Origin of the sequence: Corynebacterium sp., assembly GCF_030538285.1 — a bacterium.
Classification (GTDB): domain Bacteria; phylum Actinomycetota; class Actinomycetes; order Mycobacteriales; family Mycobacteriaceae; genus Corynebacterium.
Genome location: NZ_JAUNUG010000042.1, coordinates 1 through 21,983 on the forward strand (window position 1 = coordinate 1; position 21,983 = coordinate 21,983).

Below are 21,983 nucleotides of genomic sequence, written 5' to 3' on the forward strand. Positions count from 1 at the left end.
CCATTAACCAGGTCTTCGTCGTGGCCTGCGGTTCCGCCTACCACTCCGGTCTGCTTGCCAAATACGCCATCGAGCACTGGGTGCGCATCCCCGTGCAGATCGAGGTGGCCTCCGAGTTCCGCTACCGCGATCCGGTGCTCGATGAGCGCACCCTGGTCCTCGCCATCTCCCAATCCGGGGAAACCGCCGACACGCTCGAGGCCGTCCGGCACGCCAAGACCCAGGGCGCGAAGGTGCTCGCGGTGTGCAACACCAACGGCTCCCAGATCCCCCGTGAGTCCGACGCCGTGCTGTACACCCATGCTGGCCCGGAGATCGGGGTGGCTTCGACCAAGGCCTTCCTCGCGCAGGTCGCCGCCAACTACATCGTCGGCCTGGCTCTCGCCCAGGCCAAGGGCACGAAGTACCCCGATGAGATCGCCGAGATCTGGGCCTCCCTCGAGGAGATCCCGGGCAAGATCGAGGAGCTTCTCGACGTCCGCGAGCAGGTCGGCGCCATCGCCGACGAGCTCGGCGCCGTGCAGACCATGCTTTTCCTCGGCCGCGGCGTCGGCTTCCCCGTGGCGCTTGAGGGTGCTCTCAAGCTCAAGGAGTTGGCCTACATCCACGCCGAGGGTTTCCCGGCCGGTGAGCTCAAGCACGGGCCGATCGCGCTTATCGAGGATGACCTGCCGGTCGTCGTCGTGGTGCCCTCCCCGCGTGGTGTGAAGCTGCTGCACTCCAAGATTGTGTCCAACATCCAGGAGATCCGGGCCCGCGGCGCGCAGACCATCGTCATCGCCGAGGAGGGCGACGAGGCCGTGCGCGAGTTCGCCAACTACCTCATCGAGATCCCCGCCACCTCCTCGATCATGCAGCCCCTCCTGGCTACCGTGCCGCTCCAGTTCCTTGCCGCTGATATCGCGCGCGAGTGCGGGAACGAGGACATCGATAAGCCGCGCAACCTGGCGAAATCGGTGACCGTGGAGTAACTCCAACGGCGGCCCGCCGACTTGGGGGGAAAGCGAGTCTGAACTCATTCGGAAGGCAGTGGACGCGTATCTGGAATCCGCCTGACGATTGAGCCACCGGCGGTCTACCCTGGCCCGCATGAGCCTGAACTTCACCCATGACACCCTGGCCCAGCGCGTTCTATTCGGCGCGGGCCGCGCCGCGGAGCATCTGCGCGAGGAGGTGGCGCGCCTGCAGGCTGCCCGAATCATGGTGATCACCACGCAACGCGGTCGGGAGCAGGCCGCGCAGGTCGCCGAGCTTATCGACGTCTGTCTCTGGCACACCGACACCGCCCAGCATGTGCCGGTGGAGGTGGCGGAGAGGGCGCGGGACGTCGTCAAGCAGCACGGCATCGACCTGATGGTGACCGTCGGCGGGGGATCGGTGATCGGCCTGGCGAAGGCGGTGTCGCTCACCGAGAACATTCCCTCGATCGCGGTGCCCACCACCTACGCCGGCTCCGAGGGCACGAACATCTGGGGTCTGACGGAGGGCGGGCGCAAGAAGACCGGTACCGATGATCGGGTCCTGCCAGTCGCCGTCATCTACGATTCCCAGCTCACCTTCACTTTGCCGATTGACCTCTCGGTGGCGTCGGGGCTCAATGGACTGGCGCACTGCGTGGATGCGTTGTGGGCCCCGCGCGCCAACCCCATCAACGCTGCGCTAGCTACGGAGGGGGCGCGGGCGCTCGCCGAGGGGCTGCCATTGATCACCCGCGACCCGCAGGGTATTGATGGCCGCGACCTCACTCTTTACGGCGCGTATCTCTCCGCCGTGGCGTTGACGTCCGCCGGCTCCGGCCTGCACCACAAGCTCTGTCACATCCTCGGCGGAACCTTCGGACTTCCGCACGCGCAGACGCATGCGGCGGTCCTGCCGCATGTCCTCGCCTTCAATGCCCCGTATGCACCCGCCGCGGAAGAACGTCTGGCCAGGGCTTTCGGTGCCGCGTCGGCGGTGGAGGGATTGGCAGAACTTTATGGGCTTCTCGACGCCCCGCGCTCCCTCGCCGCGCTTGGTTTCACTGCGGAGGGGATCCCGGATGTTGTTGAGCAGGCCCTGGAGGTCGTGCCGTTCAACAACCCGCGGGACGTTACGCGCGAAAACCTCACGCACCTGCTGGAGAATGCTCTTGACGGGGGAAATGTCTCCGACTAGGCTAATGTTCTACATGTAGGAGGTGTGTGGTGTCCGTTCCGGTTGACAAGGTCTCCCTCCGGGAGCTGAACCAGCGATCTGGCCGCATCATTGATGTCGTGCGCAGGGGGCGTTCCGTGGTCGTGACCGACCGGGGCAAGCCCGTGGCCAAGATTGTCCCTTATGAGGCCGAGAGCGTCGTCGAGAAGCTGTTGGCTGAGGGGTTGGCCAGGCCCGCGGCATGGCGGTCCACGGCGGAGGGGCCGAAGGAGGGGTGGCCGCTTCTGCAGCTGCCGGAAGGAATCGCCTCCGCTGATCTGTTGGCGGAGGATAGGCACGAGTGATCTACCTCGACACCTCAGCGGCATTCAAACTGCTGTTCCGAGAAGCTGAATCTGCCGCATTGATCCGTTTTCTGCGCGGACACGTCGATGTGATGTCTTCTTCCCTGTTGCTCGTCGAAGCCGCACGTGCCTGCGTGCGGGTAGGGGTGGAACCCGCGGCTGCGCGCAGCATGTGTGACGGCGTCGATCTCATTGCCATCAGCGATGAAATCATCGATCTGGCGGCCGGGTTCACCGAGCACCTGAAAAGCCTGGACGCGATCCATCTGGCGACCGCGTTGTTTGCCGCGAAGCGGGGCGCTGAAATCACCGTGGTCACCTACGATCGCCAGCTGGCAGCCGCAGTGAAAAGGGCAGGACTGAGCCCCGTATCACCGGGAGTGGCACAATAACAGCCATGGATCTCCTCACCACCCGCATCGATCTAGACGCCATCGCCCACAACACCCGCCTGCTCAAGGATCTGGTGGGTGAGGATGTCAAACTCATGGCGGTGGTCAAGGCCGATGCATATGGACACGGCGTGGAGCGGGTGGCGGCCGTCATGGCGGAGCACGGGGCGGACTGCTTCGGGGTGGCCACCCTCGATGAGGCGGTGACACTGCGTAATCACGGCATCTCCAAGCCGATCCTGGCGTGGATCTGGTCCCCGGAGCAGGATGTGGCGGAGGCACTGTCGCTGAACATCCGTCTTGGTATTCCTTCAGTGGAACATGCCCGCGCGCTTGTCGACGCCGCCGTCCCCGCCCGCGTCTCCGTCAAGGTTGACACCGGGCTGCACCGCTCGGGCGTCGATGAGGCCGACTGGGCAGAAGTGTTCACCCTGCTGCGTGATGCCGATCACCTCACCGTCACCGGAGTGTTCTCCCATCTGGCCTGCGCCGATGAACCGGAACACCCGGCCAATGAGCAGCAGGCCGCAGCGCTGGAGCGGGCGATCACCCTGGCGCACTCGCTGGGGCTGGCGGTGCCGGAGAATCACCTGTGCAATTCCCCGGCCACTCTCACCCGCCCGGACCTGCACCATGATCTGGTCCGTGTCGGGGTGGCGCTGTACGGGCTCTCGCCGATCCCGGGGGTGGATCCCGGATTGAAGCCCGCCATGAGCTGGATCGGGCGGATCACCGTGGTCAAGCCCGTCAAGGCGGGGGAGTCCACCTCCTACGGGCACACCTGGACCGCGGAAGAAGATGGTTGGTTGGCTGTGGTCCCGGCCGGATACGCCGATGGTGTGCCCCGCGCATGGCAGGGCAAACTGCAGGTGGGTATCGGCGGCAAGCTGTACCCGCAGGTGGGGCGGGTGTGCATGGACCAGATCGTGGTGTCCCTCGGGCGCAATGAGTTCGGTGTCCAGCCGGGCGATGAGGCTGTCCTTTTCGGTGAGGGCGGCATGAGTGCCACCGAGTTGGCAGAGACCACCGACACCATCAATTACGAGATCGTCTGCCGCCCCACCGGACGCACCATCCGCGAATACGAGGGAGGCATCGAGCTGTGACCTTCCCGCCCGAGGGCACCCGTGAGCTTCCCACTGCCGCCGATACCCAGGCGTTCGCCGCGGAACTGGGGGCCAGCCTGCGCGCCGGGGACGTGGTCATCCTCGATGGCCCGCTCGGGGCCGGCAAGACCACGTTCACCCAAGGCCTGGCCCGCGGCCTGCAGGTCAAGGGGCGGGTGACCTCCCCGACGTTTGTCATCGCCCGCGAACACCGCTCCACCGTCGACGGCCCGACGCTGATCCACTTGGACGCCTACCGGCTGCTGGGGGAGGGTTCCTCCGGGGATCCGCTGGGGGAACTCGACGCCCTCGACCTGGACACTGAGCTGGAAGACGCGGTCGTCGTCGCCGAATGGGGCGGCGGCCTGGTGGAGCAGATCGCCGAGCGCTACCTACTCGTCTCCTTTGACCGTGAGACAGCAGTGATCCGCGACCCCGAGTCGGAGGCGCGGATCATCAGCTGGCGTTGGGTGGAGCAGGCGGACTAGACGGCGAGACGGGCCGCCTGCAGGTAATAGGGCTCCGATTCGCGGCCTGCATTGAGGCTGGTGAAGGACGTGTGCTCGATGCGGCCGGTGGAGTTGTCGAAAAGGTAGAGGATCGGCTCGGCGCCGAGGCGGGTGAAGTACTGGCGCACGGGGTGTGAGCCCAGGGCCCGGGCTAAGGCGGGGGTGGCGTCGAGGTGGGCGTCGAAAAGAGAGCAGACCTCGGCCAGACGCGGCGTCGACAAAGCGATGCCGGTTTCCGCGGGTGACCAGCGGGACGCCGGGCTGGTGTCATCGCCGAGGTCGGCGAGGACGTTGAAGGACGGGTGCAGGGTGGCACCGGTACGGATAAGGGTCGCGCCGTAGATCTTGTCGCCGGGGAGGCGATCGGTGTGGTGCTCGAGGGTCTCGACGAGTGCGGCAGACAGGACGTGGCTGAACGATTCAATGGTCATGTTTCCTCCTGAGGTGAGGCCGAGCACCCCACACCCTAAGCGTTGGTGCCCGTTCCCGCTCGGCGAACCGGGCGCCACACCGCCGGGGCGGCCTGCAGGGTTCGGGCGGCGGCCAGGTTGAGCTCGCCTTCCCTGCTCATCACAGCGCCGCCGCGCATCACAAGGATGGCGGCGGCGTATGAGCTGGTGGAAAAGGAGTTCGGGCTGCGACTCTAGGGTGTGGCTTTAAGCGCGGCGGCGGAACATAAGCAGCGCGCCACCCGCTGCGGCCAGCAGGCCGACGGCCACGGCGACCAGGGTGCCGGAGGTGCCGTTGTCGGCGAGCTGGACCTGCTGCGCGGCCGGGGCCGGGGTGACCTCGGCGGCCGGGGTAGAGGCCACCGGGGCGGTGGCGGTGCCGGCGGCCGGAGCCGGGGCAGTGGCGGCCTGCTGCTGGGCGAGGACCTTGTAGTCGACGAAGTTGGTGCGCTCGTCGGACAGCACCTCGGAGGTCAGCTCGTCCTCGTTGCCGTTGGTGGTCTCATCACCATCGACGTCGCTGGCGCAGGGAACTTCCTCGCGCTCGGTCCAGGTGCGGGACTCGGTGACGTCCTGCTCGACGACCTCGAACGTGATGAACTCCGTGATCTGGTTCTTGTTGTAGCCGTAGTGGAAGGCCTTCACGGTGTACTCGCCGGTGGGGGTGTCGCCCGGGATGCGGGCGTTGACGGTGGTCTCGCCTTCCTTGACCTCTCCGAAGGTCCAGCCCTCGGGGCCTTCGATCTCGCCGATCTGCCAGTCGCCCTCGCGCTCGGTGGGCTGGGCGACGGTCTCGGTGGCGATGACCTTCTCCTCGGTGACGACCTTCTCGACGAAGCACTTATCGCCGATCTCGAGGATCTCGTCGGCCTCGGCGTGGGCGGTGGGGATCTGCAGGGTGAGCAGGGAGATGGTGGTACCGGCGATGATTGCCGCGGTTGCCTTGTTCATCACAGTTCTCTTTCGGAAAAAGCTGGGGGCCGACTTCTTATGGTCCCCAAGAGTACGACACTAAAGTGAAGGTTGAGACTTCTGTGGCTGGTGCGACGAGAAAGTGCACCGTAGGAGGGCAGACGTTACCCTAATATGGGGGTGCCTTGCCTGGCAATGTTGGTGAATGGCTTGCATCTGCGCCATTCGGTGGGTTGAAAATGTGACTGGAGTGAATGCGGTGACGGCACGACCCCGCGCGTGCAGACCTCCCCACCTCCCCCGAGCCCCCCGGCCCCCTTGTTAGAGCGACTCGCCGAAGTCCTCGCGGAACTTGGCCACCAGCTTCTCCAGCCAGTCCGTCTTCGGGGTGAGTCGACCGTAGAAGAAGCGCAGGATCTCCGGCTCCTCCTCCCATTCCAGGCCCCCGATCAGGGTGCGGTTCTGGTACAGCCAGTCGAGGCGGTCGATGACGTAGTTGACCTGGGAGAGTGTGAATACGCGGCGCGGCATGGCCAGGCGGACCAGCTCCATGTCGGCCAGCGGCTCGACACCATCGGCGTCGCGGGCCTCGGACATGGTGCCGCGCTCCATGCCGCGCACACCGGAGCAGACGTACAGGGCGGCGGCCAGCGCGGCGGCCGGGTACTCGTTCTGCGGGATGTGGTCGACAAAGCGCATGGCGTCGACGTGGGCGCCCAGGCCACCGGCCGGGGTGATCACCGGGATGTTGCGCTTGTCCAGCTCGGTGACCATGTACTCGATGAACTGCGGACCCTGGTTGATCATGTCCTCATCCATGGTCTCCTCGAGACCGACGGTGATGGCCTCCATCTCACGGACGGACATACCGCCGTAGGTGAGGAAGCCCTCGAACATGGGCACGTAACCGCGCATCTGCTTGTACAGCTCCTCATCGCGGATGCAGATGCCGCCGCCGCGGCCGAAGCCGAGCTTGCGGGCGGAGAAGTACAGCACGTCACACAGGTCGGCGATTTCGCGGGTGATCTCGCGGATGGACTTATCCAGGCAGGTGTCCTCGCGGACCTTGTTGAAGTAGAGGTTATCGGCCAGCAGGGAGGCATCCAGCACGAGCGGGATGCTGTGCTCGCGGCACACTTCGGAGACCTCTCGCAGGTTCTGAACGGAAAACGGCTGACCGCCGATGAGGTTGGTACCGGCCTCCATGCGCACGTAGGACAGGGCGTCGGCGCCGCGGGCGTCGATAAGCTCGCGGAGCGCGCCGACATCGAGGTTGCCCTTGAAAGGGTGATCCGAGGTGACCTCGAGGCCCTCCGGGATGACCAGTTCGACGACCTCCGCACCGTTGACGGTGATGTGCTGCTTGGTGGTGGTGAAGTGGTAGTTCATCGGCACGAGGGTGTCGGGGCGGATCATCACCTGGCTGATGATGTTTTCCGCGGCGCGGCCCTGGTGGGCGGGGAGGAAGTACTCCATGCCGAAGATCTCCACGAGCTTGTCGTAGAGGCGGGTGTAGGTGGCGGAGCCGGCGTAGGCATCATCGGCCATGAGCATGGCGGCCTGCTGGTCCTGGGACATGGCGTTGACACCGGAGTCGGTGAGCATGTCGAGGAAGACGTCCTTGTTCTCCAGGAGGAAGGTGTTGTACCCGGCCTCGGCCATCGCCTCCTGCCGCTCTTCGATCGGCAAGAGCGTGAGCTTCTGGATGATGCGGACCTTGTGCATCTCAAGCGGCAGCTGCTGGCCGCGGAAGAATGTCACCTTCGACATGGGACTCCTTATTAGGAATGAAAGAAATCAGGCAAGACCGCTTTTCATTCTTTCACGCATGCCACAGGCAGGGGAGATCGGCTAAAGCTTGCTCGCGCCCTCCCCCCGGCGTTCAATGGGGTTCGTGTTGGATTTCCTCGCCGCCCAGCCCCTTGTCGCGCTTATCGCGATCCTCACCGTCGGTCTCGCCCTGGGCAAGATCCGGGTGTTGGGAATCTCGCTGGGTGCGGCCGCCGTGCTGTTCGTCGCCCTGGGGGTGTCCACCGCGAATCCGGAGATCCAGATCCCGCCGCTGCTCTACCAGCTGGGCCTGGCGATGTTCGTCTACGCCATCGGATTAAGCGCCGGAGCGCAGTTCTTCGCGGAGTTCCGTTCCCGCGGGTGGCGGCTGACGGTGTTCATGGTGGCACTGTTGGTCACGCTGGTCGGCGTGTCCTATGGGGTGATTCAGGCGTTGGGTCTCGGCGAGCTGCTGGGTGCCGGCATGTTCGCTGGCGCGCTGACCTCCACGCCGGGTATGGCCGCGATCGTCGATATGGTCGAGTCGGGTTCGCTTATCGACGCCACCCGCGCCGGCGAGCCCGTCATCGGTTACTCCCTGGCGTATCCCGGCGCTGTCGTCGGTTCCATCCTGGTCGCTGCGATCGGCGCGAAACTTCTCCGAGTGGACCACGTCGCGGACGCGAAGAAGGAGGGTCTGATCATCGCGCCGCTGCAGTGGGACGGGGTGGTCATCGGCCCCGGGGTGCAGGGCACGGTGGCGCAGCTGCCCACGTTGGCGGGTGCGGAGATCATCGCCACCCGCATCGTCCACGGCCCCTATGACCACACCCTGGCGGCGCCCACCGACCGGCTGCACGAAGGAATGGTGCTGCTCATCAACGGCACCCGGGAGGCCATCGAGAAGGCGCAGCGCACCCTCGGTCACCCGGCGCAGGTGAGCATCGAAGGCACTGACCTCGTCTATAAGCGGGTCACCGTGTCCAACCCGCGGGTGGTGGGGCGGAGGATCTCCGACCTGGACACCCTTAGCGCTGGTTTTCAGATCGCGCGTATCCGCCGCGGTGACGCCGAGGAGGTCCCGCACTCCGGTGATGTGCTCAACTACTCCGACCGGGTCCGTGTCGTCGCACCGCCCAATCGTATGGCCGAGGTCCGCGCCTTCCTCGGCGACTCCGAACGATCCCTGGCGGCGCCGGACCTGCTGCCCTTCGCCCTCGGACTGCTCGGTGGCCTACTGCTCGGCTCCATCCCGATCCCGCTGCCCGGCGGATCGATCCTCTCGCTGGGCTTCGGTGGCGGGCCGATTGTCGCCGGCCTGGTCCTCGGTGCGCTGCACCGCACCGGCCCGATCACCTGGACCATGCCCTATCACGCGGTGAACACCCTCAACACGCTGGGACTCTCCCTCTTCCTGGCGGGCGTGGGCACCACCGCCGGGGCCGGTTTCAAAGACGCCCTCACCGACCCCTCCTCGCTCACGATCATGGCCGCCGGCCTGTTCATCACCGTCGCCTCCGCTCTCATCTGCGCGGTAGTGGGCATGTTCATCCTGCGCCTGACCTGGGACGAATCGATGGGCGTGGCCGCCGGTGCCACCACCAACCCGGCAATCATCTCCTACCTCAACGGGCAGACCGGCACTGAGCTGGCCACCCGCGGCTACGCCACGGTCTACCCGACGGCGATGATCGGCAAGATCATCGCCAGCCAGATACTTCTCCTGCTTCTGCTGTAGATACAGCAACCTTCCAGGATGAGGGAGTACGGTGGCAGGGTCTGAAACCACTACCAAGGGAGTCATCTGTGCGCCTGTCCACCACCGCCCGCCTGCTCATCGCCATCGTCATCGTCGCCTGGATCGGCATCCTGGCGCTGCTCATTGGCTCCCGGATGGGCACGGGCGCAGAGACCCGCTTCACCAACTCCGGTGCCCTCGAGCAGGCGGTGTCCTCCGCAGAAGCGAATGGCCAGGCCATCACCGGTGTCGTACCGGCGGATGTCTACGGTGAGGAATGGATCGCCGCGGCCGTGATCTGCCCCTTCGAAAGCGAGCAGGGCATCGCCCAGACCTATGACGTCGACGCCTCTGAGCTGAAGCTCGGCGGTAGCGGTGTCCCCGAGGACACCAACTACCTCCTGCTGCGTTCCGCTGACGGCGGCCACGCCTTCGACCGCATGGACCGTGCCGACATTGACCTGTGCACCGTCCCGATCGGCCAGTACATCGACTCCCGTGCCATGCTGCCGCTGGGCGAGATGGAGCACGGTGGTTGGGCGCTGCTCAACTAGCACTAGGCTGGGGGCGTGCTTGTACTGGCGATTGACACCTCCACCCCCGACCTGGTCACCGGCCTGGTCGACACCACCACTGGTGACACACATGACCGGGTGATACCGGGCACACGCGCGCATAATGAGCAGCTCACGCCGACCGTGCGTGCCCTGCTTGCCGACGCCGCGCTCACCTTCCCCGACCTCGGCGCCGTCGTCGTCGGCTGTGGCCCGGGTCCCTTCACCGGTCTGCGCGTCGGGATGGCATCGGGCGCCGCTTTCGGTGACGCCCTCGGCATCCCCGTCCACGGGGTGTGCTCGCTGGACGCGATTGCCCGCCGTTTGCCGGCCGGTCGTCAGCTGGTGGCCACCGACGCCCGCCGCCGGGAGGTTTACTGGGCTACTTATGAGGATGGGGTGCGCACGGGTGGGCCGGGCGTCGATAAGCCTGCGGAGCTCAAGCTCCCGCACGACGTCGAGGTGATCTCCGTGCCGGAACACCTCGCCGCGCAGCTGTCGGAAGCTCTGCACGACCTCCCGCATTATGATTTCGCGCCCGATGCCGCCTCGCTGGTCGCCGTCGCCGACCTGGCGGCCACCCCGGAACCGCTCGTGCCGCTCTATCTGCGCCGCCCCGATGCCGTCCCACCGAAGGCGGTGCCGAAATCCCCGGCCATCCCGGAGGTGGAACTGTAGTGGAAATCCGCCGACTTACCTTCGAACATGCCGCCCGCTGCGCCGAACTAGAAGAGCAGCTCTTCCCCGGCGATAACCCCTGGACCCGCGACATCTTCGTCGTCGAGTTCGCGCAGCCCGCCAACCTCTACCTCGGCATCTTCGACGATGATGAGCTGTTGGCCTACGGCGGGATCTCCCAGCTTGGGCCGCGGCACGACCCGGAGTTTGAAATCCACACCATCGGCGTCGACCCCCAGCACCGCCGCCGCGGACTCGGGCGCCTGCTCATGGATCAGTTCATGGCACTGGCTGATCGGGCCGATGGGGAAGTGTTCCTCGAGGTACGTACCGACAACGACGCCGCCATCGCCCTCTACCAGGCCTTCGGCTTCGCGATCATCGGTGAACGCAAGCGCTACTACCAGCCCTCGGGGGCGGACGCTTATTCGATGAAGCGGGCGTCGATAAGCGAACGAGGGGTTTGACGCATTAAGTTTCCGGTCCAGCTCCGTGACCGCATCAAGGAGATGGCGTCGCGCACCATCTCCCGTGACGCTCTTTGGCCTGGGGGGTAACCTCAAGGCCATGATTGTTCTGGGTGTGGAGACCAGCTGTGATGAGACCGGCGTCGGCATCGTCGAGCTTGCCGATGACGGCACCGTGACCATCCTCGCCGACACCGTCGCCTCCTCGATGGCGGAGCACGCGCGCTTCGGTGGCGTGGTGCCCGAGATCGCCTCACGCGCGCACCTGGAGCAGATGGGCCCGGTGATGCGGGCGGCGCTGGCTGAGGCGGGCGTCGATAAGCCGGATGCCGTCGCGGCGACCGTCGGCCCGGGCCTGGCTGGCGCACTGCTCGTCGGGGCCTCCGCCGCGAAGGCCTACGCCGCCGCCTGGGACGTCCCCTTCTATGGCGTCAACCACCTCGGCGGGCACGTGGCCGTGGCCAACCTGGAGGGGGAGGCGCTGCCGCACTCCGTGGCGCTGCTGGTTTCCGGCGGACACACCCAGTTGCTGGAGGTGGACGCCGTGGGGCGTCCGATGCGGGAGCTGGGATCCACGCTTGATGACGCCGCCGGCGAGGCCTACGACAAAGTCGCCCGCCTTTTGGGGTTGGGGTATCCGGGTGGGCCGGTGATCGATAAGTTGGCGCAACGCGGGGACCGCGACGCCATCGCCTTCCCGCGCGGCCTGATGAAAAAGTCCGACTCCCGCCACGATTTCTCCTTCTCCGGGCTGAAAACCGCCGTGGCCCGCTACGTCGAGGCCGCTGAACGCGAGGGCCGGATCATCTCCGTGGAAGACGTATGCGCTTCCTTCCAGGAGGCGGTGTGTGACGTGCTCACCTTCAAGGCGGTGCGCGCCTGCCAGGACGTCGGCGCAAAGGTGCTGCTGCTGGGCGGGGGAGTGGCTGCCAACTCACGCCTGCGGGAGCTGGCGGGGCAGCGCTGTGCGCCCGCCGGGATCGAGCTGCGGGTGCCACGTTTATCGCTGTGCACCGACAACGGCGTCATGATCGCCGCGCTGGCCGCCCAGCTCATCCACGAGGGCGCAGGCGCCAGCGAGCTCAGCGTGGGCACCGACCCGTCGCTGGAAGTGGAGATCCCGCTCGTCGCCTCCTGAGGTATATCTCGGCAGGTATATCCCGAGAGGTATAGCTCGAGTAGCCAGGGCCCCCAAGCGGGCGGGCTCTCGACCTATCCATGGGGTGATATACCTGCCGAGATATACCTATCCAGGGCCCGGATCCACTCGCGCTGCGGACCGGGGCCTGCGGGGTTACGGTGAACGCGACCTGTCTGCCGACTCCCCTAAGGAGAGGACCTCTCATGATCACTGGTTTCCTGGTTCGCCCTGACCTCACCCACAACACCGTCGAGTTCGAGCTCGATCAGGCCGCCCAGTTCCTGGGCGGTGTCAGCGAGGACCGCGTCGCGGTGGCCTTCCAGGAGGACGGCACCGACTACGCTGCGCTGTTCAACCCGGAGGCCAAGGCGCAGGGCGCGGAACCGAACCCCGTGGCCTCGCTCGGCCGCAACGCCGCCGCCACCGGTGACGCCTCCTTCTTCTCTGACCCGACCGCCGCCATCTGCGGCACCGTCATCTTCGTCGGTGCGGAGGGCGAGGACATCGGTCTCGATGACATCCGCCGCGTCAAAGACGGTATCCGCGCGGTGCGCAACTACCAGGAGGACCAGCCGGAGGAGTACCACCTGTGGCGTGCGGCGGTGCTCAACATGGGTGAGTTCAAGGTCGACTAGCGTCTGGCAACCGTGAATGTTGAGTGCTGGCACTCGCGAAGGTAGAGTGCCAGTCAGGTTGTTTCACCCACAGTTGTTCACCCGCGACGACGGCTGTGCTGGCACCACAACCGGCATAGAAGATCCAACTCACTTTTCACGAAAGGCAATATCGTGGCAAACGTCAACATCAAGCCGCTCGAGGACAAGGTCCTGGTTCAGATCGTCGAGGCCGAGACCACCACCGCTTCCGGCCTGGTCATCCCGGACTCTGCGAAGGAGAAGCCGCAGGAGGCCACCGTCATTGCCGTGGGCCCGGGCCGCACCGATGAGAAGGGCGAGCGCGTCGCGGTCGACGTGAAGGAGGGTGACACCGTCATCTTCTCCCGTTACGGCGGCACCGAGCTGAAGTACAACGGCCAGGAGTACCTGCTCCTGTCCGCGCGTGACCTGCTCGCCATCGTCGAGAAGTAGTCGATATGGCAAAGCTCATCGCATTCGACCAGGAGGCCCGCGAGGGCATCCAGCGTGGCGTGAACACGCTTGCCGACGCAGTCAAGGTCACCCTCGGCCCCCGCGGCCGCAATGTCGTGCTCGACAAGGCTTTCGGTGGCCCGCTGGTCACCAACGACGGTGTCACCATCGCGCGTGACATCGATGTCGAGGATCCTTTCGAGGATCTTGGCGCCCAGCTGGTCAAGTCGGTCGCCATCCAGACCAACGACGCCGCCGGTGACGGCACCACCACCGCGACGCTGCTCGCCCAGGCGCTTATCGCCGAGGGCCTGCGCAACGTCGCCGCCGGTGCCAACCCCGTCGAGCTGAACAAGGGCATCGCCGCGGCGGCCGACAAGACCGTCGAGCTGCTCAAGGCACGCGCCACCGAGGTGTCCTCCTCCGCGGAGATCGCCAACGTGGCCACCGTCTCCTCCCGCGACGAGGTCGTCGGCGAGATGGTCGCCGGCGCCATGGACAAGGTGGGCAAGGACGGTGTCCTCACCGTCGAGGAGTCCCAGTCCATCGAGTCCTCGCTGGATGTCACCGAAGGTATCTCCTTCGACAAGGGCTTCCTCTCGCCCTACTTCATCACCGATGTGGATACGCAGCAGGCCGTGCTTGACGACGCCCTGGTGCTCCTGGTCCGCAACAAGATCTCCTCGCTGCCCGACTTCCTGCCGATTCTGGAGCAGGTCGTCGAGTCCGGTAAGCCGGTCCTCATCATCGCCGAGGACATTGAGGGCGAGCCGCTGCAGACCCTGGTGGTCAACTCCATCCGCAAGACCCTGCGCGTCGTCGCTGTGAAGGCCCCGTACTTCGGCGAGCGTCGCAAGGCCTTCATGGATGATCTGGCCGTGGTCACCGCCGCGACCGTCATCGACCCGGAGGTCGGTGTCAACCTCAACGAGGCCACCCCGACCGTCTTCGGTTCCGCCCGTCGCATCACCGTGACCAAGGACGACACCGTCATCGTCGACGGTGCTGGCACCGCGGAGGAGGTGGAGGTCCGTCGCGAGCAGATCCGCCGCGAGATCGCCACCACCGATTCCTCCTGGGACCGTGAGAAGGCGGAGGAGCGCCTGGCCAAGCTGTCGGGTGGTGTCGCCGTCATCCGTGTCGGTGCCCCCACCGAGACCGAGGTCAACGAGCGCAAGCTGCGCGTCGAGGATGCCATCAACGCGGCCCGCGCGGCCGTGCAGGAGGGTGTCATCGCCGGCGGCGGTTCCGCTCTCGTCCAGATCGCCGAGGAACTCAAGGCCTGGGCCGAGGACTTCGAGGGCGAGCAGCGCACCGGCATCCTGTCGGTGGCCCGCGCCCTGGCGAAGCCGTGCTTCTGGATCGCCGAGAACGCCGGCCTCGACGGCGCCGTCGTCGTCGCGCACACCGCTGAGCTGCCGAACGGGGAGGGCTTCAACGCCGGCACCCTGGAGTACGGCAACCTCATCGAGCAGGGCATCATCGACCCGGTCAAGGTGACCCACTCCGCAGTGGTCAACGCCGCGTCCGTGGCCCGCATGGTACTCACCACGGAGGCGTCCGTGGTCAACAAGCGTGAGGAGGCCGCCGCCGGCGCCGCCGGTCACGGCCACCACCACTAGTTGACACGCAGGCAAACCCGACCGGCCCCCACCGGTCGGGTTTTTCTCTTGGGGTGTCAGCCGCGGGCGGCGACGGTGACGCGGACCTTCTGGCGGTCGCTGCGGCTGCGCAGGACGGCGAGACGCTCAGACTCCGACAGTCCGCCCCAGATGCCGTAGGGCTCGGCGACCTGGAGGGCGTGCTCGCGGCAGGCCGCGATGACGGGGCAGGCGTGGCAGATGGCCTTGGCGCGGTTCTCGCGCTGGGCGCGGGCGCGGCCCCGCTCGCCGTCCGGGTGGTAGAACACATCCGACTCTTCGCCACGGCAGGCGCCGTGGAGCTGCCAATCCCAGAAATCGGCGTTCGGTCCGGGAAGCAGGTGGGGCTGTGACATGTTCTGTTCTCCTCAGCTCTTTCACGATCCGGCGTGGTGGCCGGATGCCTGATGCAATTGAGGAGTGTGGACCCCGGTGGTGAACAAATGGTGTCTTGATCGTGGCCTCGTGGTTGCCCTTGCGGAAAGCCCTGTAAACACACCCGCGTGACCAGCGCAAACGCTCAAGGTGAACGCTTAATGAACTTTCGGTGCATTAGTCATGGTCCCGTTATTGGCGGAATGAAACTCGATTGCGGCGGGAAGAGGGTATTCTGGGGCCGCCCGTTCAATGGAGGAGAGTAAACGTGAGCGAAACCGAAAACGAGCTGGCCGAGCTGGTGCCGCTGGCCGTCGACGGTGATCGCCGGGCCCTCCAACGCATCATGGCCATCATCCATCCGATGGTGCTGCGCTATGCGCGCGCCCGTATCGGCGGTGGTCGCACCCCGACACCTGAAGACATTGCCCAGGAGATCTGCCTGGCGGTGGCGACGTCGATAAGCAAATACGTCGACAAGGGCCGACCGTTCATGGCATATGTGTACGGCATCGCCTTCAACAAGGTCGCCGACGCGCACCGCTCGATGGCGCGCGATCATTCGCTGCCCACCGACGAGGTTCCGGACTCCGCCAATGAGGTAGACACCCCCGAAGATTACGCCCTCACAGCAGACGGAAGTAACAGAGTGAGGGTTCTGCTCGATTCATTAAGTGAGAAGGCTCGCGACATTGTCATCCTGCGTGTCTTCGTCGGACTGTCGGCGGAAGAAACCGCCGCGGTTGTGGGCAGCACCCCCGGCGCCGTGCGAGTAGCACAGCACCGGGCACTGGCCACGTTGCGCAAGACCCTGGACGCCGATACCGCGAACGCCCAGGTCACAAGGAATGAAGGAGTGAAGTGATGAAGCGTAGGCACCGTAATGCCAACGAAGGTGACATCACTACCCAGCTGGGACCGCTGGTGGATGATGATGCCTTTCTCACTGAGCTCTCGCAGGGCAACGACCCCTCCGATGGTGCGGATGAACTCGCCGCACTGTTCCTGGAACTGCGCGATGATGTAGAGAAGCAGATGCCCCCGGCACCCCTGATCGAGGGTGCTGATGAGGAACCTGTCGTGATCTCGCTTGCTTCTCGACGTCGCGCTCGGGCCGGCCGCCCGTTCGTGTCCGGTCTGCTCGGTGCCGCCGCTGCCACACTCGTCATCGCCGGCTCCGGCTCCCTGCTCTACAACGCGACCCCCGAATCCCCGCTGTGGGGCGTGTCCAGCGCGCTGTTCAGTGACCGGGCCGCCGTCGTGGAACTCGCCGGCACGCTCGAGGAGATCGACTCCCGCGCCGCCGAAGGGGACATGGACGGCACCCGCGCCCTGCTCGAGGAAGCCCGCCGCATGGTGAGCAACGTCCGCGACGAACAGGCCACGACCACCACCCAGCGCGTCCCGCGTGAGCAGGCAACCGTGACCACCACCGTCACCACCCCCGCCACCGGGCAGGCGGAGCCCGCCACCGAGACCGTCACCGAGACGGCCCACCACACCGAGACCGCCACCGTCACGGTCACCGAAGGCCCTGCCCCTGTGCGCCCCAACCCCCTGCCGGTCCCCACCGAGCCGAGCCCCCTGCCGGATCCGCTCCTGCCGGGAAATCCGGGTGGCGGCGAGGAACTCCCGACGCTGCAGCCCCCGCAGATCCAGGAGTAACTAGCGGGCGCCGAGCCCGTCGAGGAAGCCCGCCGCGTACTCCCACGGGACGTACGCGTTGACATCGGGCTCCATGGACGGCTCATGCACCGGGGCCAATTCACCGCGCAGGGTGGCCACCATGTTGGCGGCCATGATGTCCCAGTCGTAGTAGTGCAGGTCATCGCAATCCTCGCAGAGGAAGAAGATGCCCAGAATGCCGTGCGGCGTCAGATGCTCGCGGAAGCGCCTGACCAGAGCCAGGTCCTCGGTGATGTGCGCGCGCTCCTCATCCGAGAGCGGGGGAGCCGGCTCATCCGGATCGAGGAAGGACGCCGGATCATTGGGATCATCGGCGAACGGGTCCAGCGGCATATGCGAGTCGTAGTTCACACTCGTCACCCTATTGGGGACCTGCTTAATGGGCAATTTACTGCCGCTACCAGTCCGCGGTGAAAAGGCACTAAGGTGAAGGCATTGCGGAAGCCTCACAGTGCGAAGGAGCCACATTTCCATGACCGATCAGCGTGTGTCCACCGGCGGAGACAACCCGGACAAGATCGCCCTGCTGGGCCTGACCTTCGATGACGTTCTGCTGCTGCCGGCAGAATCCAACATCATCCCCAGCGAGGTTGATACCTCCACCCAGTTCACCCGCAACATCCGCCTCGGCGTGCCGGTGATCTCCGCCGCGATGGACACTGTCACCGAAGCGCGCATGGCCATTGCCATGGCCCGCCAGGGTGGACTCGGCGTGCTGCACCGTAACCTCTCCGCGGAAGAGCAGGCCGGTCAGGTGGAGATCGTCAAGCGCTCCGAGTCCGGCATGGTCACCGACCCGGTCACCGCCACCCCCGACATGACCATCGGCGAGGTCGACGCGCTGTGTGCCCGCTTCCGCATCTCCGGCCTGCCGGTCGTCGACGCTGACGGCACCCTCGTCGGCATCTGCACCAACCGTGACATGCGCTTCGAGCCGGACATCAACCGCCGTGTCGCCGAGGTCATGACCCCGATGCCGTTGGTCGTCGCCCCGGAGGGTGTCACCAAGGAGCAGGCACTGGAGCTTCTGTCCGCCAACAAGGTGGAGAAGCTGCCGATCGTCGATAAGCAGGGCAAGCTCGCCGGGCTGATCACCGTCAAGGACTTCGTCAAAACCGAGCAGCACCCCAATGCCTCCAAGGACGACCAGGGCCGCCTGCTCGTCGCCGCTGGCATCGGCACCGGCGACGAGTCCTGGGACCGCGCCGGCACCCTGGTCGAGGCCGGCGTCGATGTACTGGTCGTCGACTCCGCCCACGCCCACAACAACCGCGTCCTCGAGATGGTCTCCCGAGTGAAGAAGGACTTCGGCGACCGCGTCGACGTCGTCGGCGGCAACCTGGCCACCCGCTCCGCCGCACAGGCCATGATCGACGCCGGCGCCGACGCCATCAAGGTCGGCATCGGCCCCGGCTCCATCTGCACCACCCGCGTCGTCGCCGGTGTCGGCGCCCCGCAGATCACCGCCATCATGGAGGCCGCCGTCCCGGCGCACGCCGCCGGCGTCCCGATCATCGCCGACGGTGGCATGCAGTACTCCGGCGACATCGCCAAGGCCCTGGCCGCCGGTGCCTCCTGCGTCATGCTCGGCTCCATGCTCGCCGGCACCACCGAGGCCCCCGGCGACGTCGTCGTCGTCGGTGGCAAGCAGTACAAGCGCTACCGCGGCATGGGCTCCATGGGTGCCATGCAGGGCCGCGGCCTGACCGGCGAGAAGCGCTCCTTCTCCAAGGACCGCTACTTCCAGGGCGATGTCAAGAGCGAAGACAAGCTCGTGCCCGAGGGCATTGAGGGACGCGTCCCGTTCCGCGGCTCCATCGACGCGATCACCCACCAGCTCGTCGGTGGCCTGCGCGCCTCCATGGGCTACACCGGCTCCGCCACCATCGCCGACCTGTGGACCAAGCAGTTCGTCCAGATCTCCACCGCGGGCCTCAAGGAATCCCACCCGCACCACATCCAGCAGACCGTCGAGGCACCGAACTACCACTAGTCTGCTCTTTCCGCCGCCAGGCCGGGTACCCCGCGTGAGGGGCCCCGGCCTGTGTTGTGTGCGGTAGAGTTGATCCGGTTAACAGAAAGGACCGCCACCATGCGTGACTACGTCGAGATCGGCGTGGGCCGGGAGGCCCGCCGCACCTACAGCCTGTCGGACATTTCCATCGTCCCGTCGCGGCGCACCCGCTCCTCCAGCGACGTCGACACCACTTGGCACATCGACGCCTACACCTTCGGCATCCCCGTCATGTCACACCCGACGGATGCACTGGCCAGCCCCGACTTCGTCATCGAGATGGACAAGCAGGGCGGACTCGGCGTCATCAATGCGGAAGGACTGTGGGGCCGCCAGGCGGACCTCGACGCCGCCGTATCCCGCGTCGTCGAGGCTGTCACCTCCGATGAGAACATCGACGTCACCGGTGCGCAGGCCATTGCCCTGCTGCAGGAGCTACACGCCGCCCCCATCGACGAGGACCTGCTCGCCGACCGCATCGCCGAGGTCCGTGCCTCCGGTGCCACCGTCGCGGTGCGCGTCTCCCCGCAGCGTGCCCGCGAGCTGGCCCCACTGGTGATCAAGGCGGGGGCCGAGATCCTGGTCATCCAGGGCACCATGATCTCCGCTGAACACGTCGCCACCGGTGGTGAGCCGCTCAACCTCAAGGAATTCATCGGATCCCTCGAGGTTCCGGTGATTGCCGGTGGCGTCGCCGATTACACCACCGCCATGCACCTCATGCGCACCGGCGCCGCAGGCATCATCGTCGGCGGGGGCACCAACACCAATGAGTTCGCCCTCGGCATCGAGGTCCCCATGGCCACCGCCATCGCGGACGTCGCCGCTGCCCGCCGCGAGTACCTCGACGAGACCGGCGGCCGCTACGTGCACATCATCGCCGACGGTGAGATCGAGACCTCCGGTGACGTGGCCAAGGCCATCGCCTGCGGCGCCGACGCCGTCATGCTCGGCACCACCCTGGCTCCCGCCGCCGAGGCCGCCGCGGGCGGATCCTTCTGGCCCGCCGTCGCCGGCCACCCGCGTTTCCCGCGCGGCCTCGTCGAGCCGCCGGAGGGCTTCTACTTCGAGGGCGTGGAGACCCCCAGCCTGGAGAAGATCCTCCACGGCCCCTCCACCCAGGCCTTCGGCAACCAGAACATCGTCGGCGGCCTGCGCCGCGCCATGGCCAAGTGCGGGTACACCGACCTGAAGTCCTTCCAGAAGGTGGGGCTGGCGGTCAAGCGGTGACATTTGCGCGCTCTGTTCGTTAAGGGGATACCCTCACTGCTTCATGATCAGCCCGCTCGCCGCAAAAGCGGAGCGGGCTGATCTTCCCTTGGGAGGGTGCAAGGGCGGGGGAGGGGATGAGGATCGAATACCAGATACCAGAAGCACCGGTTAGCTCAAAGCCTCGCGGCCCCATAGTGAAGAGCCCCTTTAACGCTTACATCTGTGGAATGCATTGCCCTGTAGGGTTGACAGCTTCTTGTCGTCTCGTCGGTGAACCATTTCACGATGGAGGGGGGGTAGTCTAGGGAGAAAATTCATAGTCCGCCGGGAAGCCGCTGTATCGCGTTTTAGGAAACGGATTCAGGGCATAGGGACTTTGCCAGGGAACGGGCAATTTCCACACGTCCCCCCATTCCCAATTCGGGTTATTCCCCAGAAACTGCTGTACATCTTGCTGTGTAAAATAGGCCGCCTGTCCGACTGGATCGGCGATCTCTAGCGCTTCGGGATGACGTTGTTCGATTCCGCCTTGAAAAAGCACGTACACGGATGTTGGAGGATTCTGTGTGTAAACCTGACTGCGGACGGGAACTTCTTCCCACCAGATTTCGTACCCTCGCCTACGTGCTTCAGTCTCTAGAGTCCTCACTTGCTGTTTTTCCCAGAAAGCAGCACAGATCACATCATGGTGTGAAGGATCGTCGGGGGAAGATCCGCGATGGACAGTGCGTCGGCGATACGCGAGAATGAGCCTCGTCATAATATGGACCTCCCGGGTCTTTTGATGGGAGCATTTGATACTGCAGGACGGTCTACCATTGGACTCCCTTTTTTGAGTCTTCCCCTCTCGTTACTCGCGCCCAGAGGTTAAGGTACCTCGCATTCTGCTGAAGTCGGCCTGCTGTAACTTCTGGCATAGTAGGTGCCAGTGTTTGTCACAATCGTCCCCTCGGTGACTCCGATGAAAAGGGTTTTTACCTTTCCTTCGCAACTCTGACTCAAGATCTTGGTGGTGTAGTCGTGTGTGAATCCCCGGTTTCGGTGCTTGGCAGGAACCTGGCTTCCCGAACGCATTTCTGGATTGAAATCGGATACCCCGTTAATGCTCGGCGCCTTATGCCACCATTGGTACCACTTGTACCGCAGATCACTCTTGTGCCTGACACTGATCACGGGCCCTTGGCAACGCGTAACCGGTTTAAATCCGACTGTATTGAAATTGCCGCTCTTCCTTGCGTGGGGGTTCTCGGCTTCAAGCTCGCATGGTCCGTACCTTTTCGCTGCCGCCTGAACGGTCATCGCTGTGACGTGGTTCTCTGCCTGCGACCAAAGCTCCTCGGACGAGGATAGTTGTTCCAAACCTTGTTCGACTCGGTTGAAGAACTCTTCGGCAAGTGCAGGAGAGTCGAAATGGATGTAGGGGGTGGTGATTGCAGCCATAAGTGGGTTGAGCTTCGCGGCATCAATGTGTCCGTTTTGGAAACTCTGGGTAGAGAAGTCCCCGTCTTCCTGTGCTTCGGCCACTGGATATCCGAACTCTCCCAGTTCGTACCCGGAGGCTGCCCATTCCGAGAGCACTGGCTCGGTGATTGAATGCGCGCCCGTGTTGGGATGCCAGTAGATGGAGCCATTCTGGAAGATGCTGAAGCGTCCGATGGGGTCGGTTGTTTTGGCTTCGTCGGCGATGGGGAAGCCGAGGTCGCTGTTGGGTCCGCCGATTTCGAGCCATTTGTCGAGGATGGCTCCGTTGATGCTGGCGACCTGAGGGCCGTGGG

26 protein-coding genes are annotated in these 21,983 nt (G+C 65.3%); 18 read left to right on the forward strand and 8 right to left on the reverse strand.

Annotated elements, in window-relative coordinates:
• The 6 genes from glmS to tsaE form a co-directional block, all read left to right on the forward strand.
• Positions 1-971 (forward strand): glutamine--fructose-6-phosphate transaminase (isomerizing) (gene glmS / locus Q4G50_RS11875; RefSeq protein WP_303377861.1); only part of this gene is annotated, 971 nt, incomplete at its 5' end.
• Positions 972-1,089: 118 nt separating this feature from the next.
• On the forward strand, positions 1,090-2,154 hold the full coding sequence (locus Q4G50_RS11880; protein ID WP_303377862.1) for a maleylacetate reductase: 1,065 nt from the start codon (positions 1,090-1,092) through the stop codon (positions 2,152-2,154).
• Positions 2,155-2,183: 29 nt separating this feature from the next.
• Complete coding sequence (locus Q4G50_RS11885; protein WP_303377863.1) at positions 2,184-2,477, forward strand: type II toxin-antitoxin system prevent-host-death family antitoxin; 294 nt, start codon at positions 2,184-2,186, stop codon at positions 2,475-2,477.
• The gene (locus tag Q4G50_RS11890; RefSeq protein WP_303377864.1) at positions 2,474-2,869 is read left to right on the forward strand and encodes a type II toxin-antitoxin system VapC family toxin; all 396 of its coding nucleotides are present in this window, start codon (positions 2,474-2,476) and stop codon (positions 2,867-2,869) included. Before Q4G50_RS11885 ends, Q4G50_RS11890 begins: the two co-directional genes overlap by 4 nt.
• Positions 2,870-2,874: 5 nt before the next feature.
• Positions 2,875-3,975, forward strand: coding sequence for an alanine racemase (gene alr / locus Q4G50_RS11895; RefSeq protein ID WP_303377865.1), 1,101 nt, complete (start codon positions 2,875-2,877; stop codon positions 3,973-3,975).
• Positions 3,972-4,463 (forward strand): tRNA (adenosine(37)-N6)-threonylcarbamoyltransferase complex ATPase subunit type 1 TsaE, encoded by a 492-nt coding sequence (gene tsaE, locus Q4G50_RS11900; protein ID WP_303377866.1) that lies wholly within the window; start codon positions 3,972-3,974, stop codon positions 4,461-4,463. The genes alr and tsaE overlap by 4 nt, the downstream gene beginning before the upstream one ends.
• Here tsaE and Q4G50_RS11905 read toward each other — a convergent pair.
• From Q4G50_RS11905 to Q4G50_RS11920, 4 genes are all read right to left on the reverse strand, one after another.
• Positions 4,460-4,915, reverse strand: coding sequence for a hypothetical protein (locus Q4G50_RS11905; RefSeq protein ID WP_303377867.1), 456 nt, complete (start codon positions 4,913-4,915; stop codon positions 4,460-4,462). The genes tsaE and Q4G50_RS11905 overlap by 4 nt on opposite strands.
• Before the next feature lie 35 nt (positions 4,916-4,950).
• Positions 4,951-5,073 carry a hypothetical protein gene (locus tag Q4G50_RS11910; RefSeq protein ID WP_303377868.1) on the reverse strand — a complete coding sequence of 41 codons (123 nt, stop codon included), beginning with the start codon at positions 5,071-5,073 and terminating at the stop codon, positions 4,951-4,953.
• A 67-nt stretch (positions 5,074-5,140) separates the two neighbouring features.
• Entirely contained in the window at positions 5,141-5,884 is a 744-nt protein-coding gene (locus tag Q4G50_RS11915; protein WP_303377869.1) for a hypothetical protein, read from the reverse strand.
• 282 nt (positions 5,885-6,166) lie between these two features.
• Positions 6,167-7,615 (reverse strand): tryptophanase, encoded by a 1,449-nt coding sequence (locus Q4G50_RS11920; protein ID WP_303377870.1) that lies wholly within the window; start codon positions 7,613-7,615, stop codon positions 6,167-6,169.
• A gap of 124 nt (positions 7,616-7,739) precedes the next feature.
• Here Q4G50_RS11920 and Q4G50_RS11925 point away from each other — a divergent pair, with 124 nt between their 5' ends.
• The 8 genes from Q4G50_RS11925 to groL all read left to right on the forward strand — a co-directional run bounded on the left by Q4G50_RS11925 (position 7,740) and on the right by groL (position 14,903).
• Positions 7,740-9,353, forward strand: coding sequence for an aspartate:alanine exchanger family transporter (locus tag Q4G50_RS11925; protein ID WP_303377871.1), 1,614 nt, complete (start codon positions 7,740-7,742; stop codon positions 9,351-9,353).
• A 68-nt stretch (positions 9,354-9,421) separates the two neighbouring features.
• Positions 9,422-9,907, forward strand: coding sequence for a hypothetical protein (locus Q4G50_RS11930; RefSeq protein WP_303377872.1), 486 nt, complete (start codon positions 9,422-9,424; stop codon positions 9,905-9,907).
• Between the two features lie 15 nt (positions 9,908-9,922).
• On the forward strand, positions 9,923-10,585 hold the full coding sequence (gene tsaB, locus Q4G50_RS11935) for a tRNA (adenosine(37)-N6)-threonylcarbamoyltransferase complex dimerization subunit type 1 TsaB (RefSeq protein WP_303377873.1): 663 nt from the start codon (positions 9,923-9,925) through the stop codon (positions 10,583-10,585).
• Complete coding sequence (gene rimI / locus Q4G50_RS11940; protein ID WP_303377874.1) at positions 10,585-11,052, forward strand: ribosomal protein S18-alanine N-acetyltransferase; 468 nt, start codon at positions 10,585-10,587, stop codon at positions 11,050-11,052. The genes tsaB and rimI overlap by 1 nt, the downstream gene beginning before the upstream one ends.
• A 100-nt stretch (positions 11,053-11,152) precedes the next feature.
• A complete protein-coding gene (tsaD, locus tag Q4G50_RS11945; protein WP_303377875.1) occupies positions 11,153-12,190 on the forward strand; it encodes a tRNA (adenosine(37)-N6)-threonylcarbamoyltransferase complex transferase subunit TsaD in 1,038 nt (345 codons plus the stop codon).
• Between the two features lie 206 nt (positions 12,191-12,396).
• A complete protein-coding gene (locus tag Q4G50_RS11950; protein ID WP_303377876.1) occupies positions 12,397-12,828 on the forward strand; it encodes a hypothetical protein in 432 nt (143 codons plus the stop codon).
• 153 nt (positions 12,829-12,981) lie between these two features.
• The gene (gene groES / locus Q4G50_RS11955; RefSeq protein WP_085549482.1) at positions 12,982-13,281 is read left to right on the forward strand and encodes a co-chaperone GroES; all 300 of its coding nucleotides are present in this window, start codon (positions 12,982-12,984) and stop codon (positions 13,279-13,281) included.
• 5 nt (positions 13,282-13,286) lie between these two features.
• Complete coding sequence (gene groL / locus Q4G50_RS11960) at positions 13,287-14,903, forward strand: chaperonin GroEL (protein WP_303377877.1); 1,617 nt, start codon at positions 13,287-13,289, stop codon at positions 14,901-14,903.
• Positions 14,904-14,959: 56 nt separating this feature from the next.
• Here groL and Q4G50_RS11965 read toward each other — a convergent pair whose 3' ends face one another.
• The gene (locus tag Q4G50_RS11965) at positions 14,960-15,277 is read right to left on the reverse strand and encodes a WhiB family transcriptional regulator (protein WP_303377878.1); all 318 of its coding nucleotides are present in this window, start codon (positions 15,275-15,277) and stop codon (positions 14,960-14,962) included.
• A 287-nt stretch (positions 15,278-15,564) separates the two neighbouring features.
• On the opposite strand from Q4G50_RS11965, the gene Q4G50_RS11970 reads away from it, so the two are divergent.
• Positions 15,565-16,161, forward strand: coding sequence for a sigma-70 family RNA polymerase sigma factor (locus Q4G50_RS11970; RefSeq protein WP_303377879.1), 597 nt, complete (start codon positions 15,565-15,567; stop codon positions 16,159-16,161).
• Positions 16,161-16,961 carry a hypothetical protein gene (locus Q4G50_RS11975; RefSeq protein ID WP_303377880.1) on the forward strand — a complete coding sequence of 267 codons (801 nt, stop codon included), beginning with the start codon at positions 16,161-16,163 and terminating at the stop codon, positions 16,959-16,961. Before Q4G50_RS11970 ends, Q4G50_RS11975 begins: the two co-directional genes overlap by 1 nt.
• Here Q4G50_RS11975 and Q4G50_RS11980 read toward each other — a convergent pair whose 3' ends face one another.
• A complete protein-coding gene (locus Q4G50_RS11980) occupies positions 16,962-17,333 on the reverse strand; it encodes a DUF5319 domain-containing protein (RefSeq protein WP_303377881.1) in 372 nt (123 codons plus the stop codon). It abuts the gene before it with no gap.
• Positions 17,334-17,454: 121 nt separating this feature from the next.
• Between Q4G50_RS11980 and guaB the strand changes: the two genes are divergently transcribed.
• Both guaB and Q4G50_RS11990 read left to right on the forward strand, forming a co-directional pair.
• Entirely contained in the window at positions 17,455-18,975 is a 1,521-nt protein-coding gene (gene guaB, locus Q4G50_RS11985) for an IMP dehydrogenase (protein WP_303377882.1), read from the forward strand.
• A gap of 99 nt (positions 18,976-19,074) precedes the next feature.
• The gene (locus Q4G50_RS11990; RefSeq protein WP_303377883.1) at positions 19,075-20,226 is read left to right on the forward strand and encodes a GuaB3 family IMP dehydrogenase-related protein; all 1,152 of its coding nucleotides are present in this window, start codon (positions 19,075-19,077) and stop codon (positions 20,224-20,226) included.
• A 283-nt stretch (positions 20,227-20,509) separates the two neighbouring features.
• On the opposite strand, the gene Q4G50_RS11995 is transcribed toward Q4G50_RS11990, so the two are convergent.
• Both Q4G50_RS11995 and Q4G50_RS12000 read right to left on the reverse strand, forming a co-directional pair.
• Positions 20,510-20,755, reverse strand: coding sequence for a hypothetical protein (locus Q4G50_RS11995; protein WP_303377884.1), 246 nt, complete (start codon positions 20,753-20,755; stop codon positions 20,510-20,512).
• A gap of 320 nt (positions 20,756-21,075) precedes the next feature.
• On the reverse strand, positions 21,076-21,983 hold a 908-nt coding region (locus Q4G50_RS12000; protein ID WP_368660629.1), incomplete at its 5' end, for an LGFP repeat-containing protein.